Consider the following 3,251-nt stretch of genomic DNA (forward strand, 5'->3'; position numbering starts at 1 on the left):
CCCAGACCCTGCAACGGGAACTGCTCGATGACGTCGAGGTGTGGCCCGATCTGGAGGCGGTGCAGACGGCCGTGGACACGTTCCGGCTGGAGTACAACACCAACCGGCCCCACCAGTCGCTGAACATGGCGTTCCCGGCCGACCGGTTCACCCCACGGCCCGCCGACACGACGCTGCCGCTGCGGCTGCCACCCACCCTGGCCGCAGCAGTCCCGGTGCCGGCACCCCGTCCCGCACCACCGATCGAGTCGCAGCAACAACCGGGGACGCCCACCCCACTGGTGGCCTCGGCCAACGGTGACGACCCGGTCAACCTCGCCGTCGAGGTCACCCGCACCGTGCCGGCATCAGGGAACATGACCATCTGCGGGCAGCAGTTCTGGCTCGGCCCCGACCGGGCCGGCACCCCGGTCACGTTCTGGGCCGACACCACCGTCGTGCACCTGCTGCACCACGGGGTCCGTGTCAAGACCGTGCCCGTCCCGACTCACCCCGGCGCACCTGCGGCAGCTCCTGGACGCTGATGGCCGCCCCGCCGGCCCAGCACTCATCCCCACCGGCCCCGGCGGCCAGCCCGGCGCACCCGTCGAGGTCGACCGGCTGGTCAACGCCACCGGCCTGATCGGCCTGGCCGGCCGGCAACACCCCATCGGCTACCACTTCGCCGGCCGGCGGGTCACCGTCCGCCTCGACCACGGCGTCATGCAGATCATCGCCGACGGCCTCCTGCTGCGCAGCCTGCCCAACCCGCTGACCCCATCCCAGCAGTCCAGGCTGCGAGACGCCCGCCCCGCCGGCCCACCACCCCAACCCGCACCCGAACCACCCCGCGTCCAACGACGCGTCAGCTGCCGCGGCGCCCTGACCATCGCCGGCCAACGGGTCCACGTCGGCCTCCTGCACGCCGGACGCACCCTCGACGTCGAAGCCGCCGACACCACCCTTCGCATCTACGACGGCGACCAACTCATCACCGAGACCGCCCGGACCACCGCCAAGCCCATCGCCCGGTTCAAAGTGCGTAAACCGGAACTCCCACGACAACACCAGTCGCCGACAACCGATTGAATCCGATGACGTGGACCTTCTCCCCGCCACATGCCATTGTGGGCCGGTGCCATCCGATCTCGACGTCACTCAAGCGCTTCCGTACCTGAAGCCAGTCGCCCCTGACGGCACACCAGCCCTCAAGGTCAGCGACGAAGACTTTCCGGTGATACGCCCGTTCGTCGGACAGCTGCTGATCACCTACCTGGTCGACAAAGGCGACCGCTTCGAGTACGTACAACACCATCACTTGGACGCGGCCGGTTTCACCGAGGAACGCTTGCATCGCCACGCCCTGCACAACCTCGGCTTGCGCGCCGCCGCCGGCGAGGTACGCACCGCGCTCCATTGTTCGATTACCGCAGTACTCTTCGACGGCAACCTCGAATCGTCCCTCATGCTGCTCAACCCGCTCTGGCCACCCATCGCGGATCGCCTCGGCGGCGGCGAGATCCTCGCCGCCGCCCCCGCCCGCGACACACTCGCCGTCTGCCCGGCGAGCAGCACCGTCGGCCGCCAGGAGCTGAACGGATTGATCGAAAGGCTATGGCCCGTCGGCGACCATCTGCTGACCCGCGACATCTACCTCCGACGGAACGACTCCTGGCAGGTAGCCGAACCCAGCGACTCCACCTGACATCGAGCCCCGCAACACCAAGCCCTCGCGAACACGAGGGCCAGAAGCATCACCTACAGCGCTAGGCTGACCTGATCGTCTCTAGCCGGAGGTGTTACGGATCAACTGGAACGGATCCGTAACGCATCAAGTGGAGCCCGACAATCCCTCGGGACATCCCTCGGGAGATGTGTCCCTCGGGAGATGTGTCGTGTCACGCCTGATGCTTGACACTCGCGTCCCACCAGATGCTTGACGCCGAAGGGCGTTCAACGTTTGAAGCCTCGGGGATCTGCCAGGTAGCGCTCCCGGTCAGGATCCTCGTGGCACTCTTTGAACTCGTCGGCGATGCTCCAGCCCGGGCCCAGTTCCTCGCGTAGTCGAGACAGCGCCTGCCGAACCGACCCGTTGAAGCGCTCACACTCCGACTCGCACCACGGTCCGGGGTCCGGCGGGTAATCCCAGTTCAGCGACGTGTCATACCAGGTAACGAGACGGATTAGCTCGTCTCGCAGGTCTGCGCTGATCGGGAGCCTCGTCAGATCGACCGGCTGCCCCCAGCGCGCCCGGTCCGCAAGAGAAGCCATCCACAGCAAGCCGCCGGAACCGGCGTCGAAGAACAACCGGGCTTGATACACCGTCCCAGCGTGACGACCTCTAGATCATCTGTCAAACATGAGGTGGGACGGATTCGTCAAGCATCAGCTGGGACTCGACATCTGTCGTGTCACGCCTGATGCTTGACACCGGCGTCCCACCTGATGCTTGACAGTGGCCGTGTTCGGCCGTTGATCACGACGAGTTGTCGCTCTCGTGATCAGGGGGCCGGGATTGGCGCTGATCGTCATGTCGAAGGTGGAACAGCGGTACCGGGCCGTGCTCGCGGTCCAAGCCGGAGACCGGGTCAACGAGGTCGCTCACCGATTAGGGGTGTCCCGGCAGAGCGTGCACACCTGGCTCAACCGGTACGCCGACCAGGGCCTGGCCGGCCTGGAAGACCGATCCCATCGGCCGGAGTCATGCACGCACCAGGCCACGGCGGAGGTCGAGGCGGCCGTGTGCGAGATGCGCAGGGCTCATCCCCGGTGGGGTACCCGCCGGATCGAGTTCGAGCTCGGTCGTAACGGCTGCCCAGGCAGGGTGCCGACCCGGATGACGGTGTACCGGATCCTGGTCCGCCACGGGCTGATCGAGCCGGCTAAACGCGGCCGCAAACGCAAGGACTACAAGCGGTGGCAGCGGGACACACCGATGGAGTTGTGGCAGATGGACATCGTCGGCGGGGTGTGGCTGCCCGGCGGGGTGGAGGCCAAGGTGGTCACCTGCGTCGACGACCACTCCCGCTACGCGGTGGCCGCGAAGGTAGTCCGCCGGGCCACCGGACGGGCAGTGTGCCTCGGGTTTGCTGAGGCCATGGTCCGCTACGGCATCCCGGAGGAGATCCTCACCGACAACGGCAAGCAGTTCACCGACCGGTTCGGCAAAGGCGGGGAGGTGCTCTTCGACCGAATCTGCCGGGAGAACGGCATCGCTCACCGGCTGACCCAACCCGCCTCACCGACCACGACCGGCAAGGTTGAGCGCTTTC

General features: G+C 67.1%; 5 protein-coding genes. 4 read left to right on the plus strand and 1 reads right to left on the minus strand.

Annotation, left to right across the window (positions count from 1 at the left end; translation table 11 throughout):
- From Raf01_RS48880 to Raf01_RS48890, 3 genes are all read left to right on the plus strand, one after another.
- On the plus strand, positions 1-524 hold a 524-nt coding region (locus Raf01_RS48880), incomplete at its 5' end, for an integrase core domain-containing protein (protein ID WP_203925036.1).
- On the plus strand, positions 463-1,068 hold the full coding sequence (locus Raf01_RS50460; RefSeq protein ID WP_239134595.1) for a hypothetical protein: 606 nt from the start codon (positions 463-465) through the stop codon (positions 1,066-1,068). The genes Raf01_RS48880 and Raf01_RS50460, both read left to right, overlap by 62 nt.
- Positions 1,069-1,114: 46 nt before the next feature.
- Positions 1,115-1,684, plus strand: a complete 570-nt coding sequence (locus tag Raf01_RS48890; RefSeq protein ID WP_203925037.1) for a DUF1444 domain-containing protein — start codon at positions 1,115-1,117, stop codon at positions 1,682-1,684.
- Between the two features lie 248 nt (positions 1,685-1,932).
- Here Raf01_RS48890 and Raf01_RS48895 read toward each other — a convergent pair whose 3' ends face one another.
- Positions 1,933-2,286 (minus strand): immunity protein CdiI family protein, encoded by a 354-nt coding sequence (locus Raf01_RS48895; RefSeq protein WP_203925038.1) that lies wholly within the window; start codon positions 2,284-2,286, stop codon positions 1,933-1,935.
- Positions 2,287-2,509: 223 nt separating this feature from the next.
- On the opposite strand from Raf01_RS48895, the gene Raf01_RS48900 reads away from it, so the two are divergent.
- Positions 2,510-3,251: IS481 family transposase (locus Raf01_RS48900; RefSeq protein ID WP_203925039.1), on the plus strand; the 742-nt coding region annotated here is incomplete at its 3' end.

This window comes from Rugosimonospora africana, from assembly GCF_016862975.1.
Lineage (GTDB): Bacteria > Actinomycetota > Actinomycetes > Mycobacteriales > Micromonosporaceae > Rugosimonospora > Rugosimonospora africana.